The 1,621-nt window shown below is 40.0% G+C and carries 2 protein-coding genes; both read right to left on the reverse strand.

Features of this window, described 5'->3' with window-relative positions:
* A partial coding sequence (locus tag IEX94_RS19435) for an ATP-binding protein (protein ID WP_188859903.1) occupies positions 1-339 on the reverse strand: 339 nt, incomplete at its 3' end.
* The coding region (istA, locus tag IEX94_RS19440) for an IS21 family transposase (RefSeq protein ID WP_188859904.1) at positions 336-1,621 on the reverse strand (1,286 nt) is incomplete at its 5' end. The genes IEX94_RS19435 and istA, both read right to left, overlap by 4 nt.

The raw sequence follows: 1,621 nt of genomic DNA on the forward strand, positions 1-1,621 counted from the left end.
GTGTGTTTTTCCGGTTCCCGGAGGGCCTGTCAAAATGACGTTTTGGCCCTTTTCAATAAATGAAAGTGTTTTTAACTCCGGTAATTTGTGCTGCGCCACCTCTGGTAAAGCTCCTTCTTCCAATTCGTCCAGTAATTTTTTCTGCGGAAAATTGGCAGCTCTAATCCTATTCTGCTTTGCCCGAACGAGTCGATCTTGCTTTTCCTGATATAGTACTTTAAATAATATTTCATATGCTTGCGCTGGTTTCTCAAAAGTACTTGGATCCTGTATCATCTTCCGAATGCTCGGTAACCGCAGATCCTTGCACAATGCTACTAATTTGTCTTGTTGGCTCATACGACACTACTCCTTTGTGGGGCTACGTAAAACATATTCTGATAGGCCTCCAGGTTTAATTCGGCCTGTCTAGTAATCTCATCCTCCTCGTCAATAGAAGAGGGGTGACTATTTGATTGCTCGCATATAAATTGAATTCTCTCTGTCGAAATATAATCCGAACGGATTTGCTTCAATTGATCAATTGCCTCTAGTATTGCCTGTAGATTATCTTTTTCTTTCATATAATGGAGTAGTGCTATGAAATCTTTCTCTTTTCCGATATAATAGGTTTGGTAAATATTTTTAATATGGCTGGGTGCTTGTTTCAAACATTGGCTTTGATTCAAAGCACCTTTTTTTATCTCAAACGTTTTTAAATAGTGATAGATATCCATTTTCCATTGATGAACTCCCCAATCCCTTCGGTGTTTAGCCGCGAGCTCGCCATCAATAAATAACCGAATTTCCTCTGCACCAACCTTCGCGCGAATATATTTCCCCACGTGTCCTTCCGGAACGGAATAGTGATTCTGTTTGATGACCACCGTGCTATATTTGTCTACACGACATTCCACCAAATCCGCGGGATCAAATGGTTGGACTAGATTTTTCCCAGCTGTATTCCTTTCCCTTTTCAATAGTTCCACATGCTCTACGTTATGTTCGTGGTGTAATCGTCGGTTGATCTTCTGCATTGCCGAAACCAAATATTCATTTGCTTCCGTTATATCCGTAAAGCTATGCAATGTTGAAAATACCTCCCGCCGTACAAACTCAACACTTCTTTCCTCGTGCCCCTTTTCATTACCCTTTCTAACTTCGCAAAGTCGAATCTTAAACTTGTAATATTGGGATGACTGATCCATCGATTCTGTTATTGTTTTTTCATTACCAATAAAAGACTTTACTACAGTTCGCATGTTGTCATACGTAAATGTTTCGGGAACGAATCCTAGATGGTCAATCAGCTTCGTATGTACGTCTAAAACACATATTTGCGATTCAGATTCGTACAACCTGGCGAAACGGTAGTTGCTATACGGTACGGTGAAAACAGCTAAGGAGTAGCTTTTTATGGTGCCATCTATTTCTAACTTTACTTCTCCCCAATCAAATTCTACTTCCGCCCCAAGCTCAAAGTGTCTTCGAATAAATACTTCTTTCTTTTTCGCTGTTTGCTCATTGACATAGTTTCTTACCGTTGTGTAACTGACTTTATATCCTTCGTCCCGAAGGGTCTCAAACATATCAATCATCTTCATTTGTTGTTTAGCCATGTAGTGCTGTTTCTTCCACTCAT

The sequence above is a fragment of the Oceanobacillus indicireducens genome (assembly GCF_014647195.1).
Classification (GTDB): Bacteria; Bacillota; Bacilli; order Bacillales; family Amphibacillaceae; genus Oceanobacillus; species Oceanobacillus indicireducens.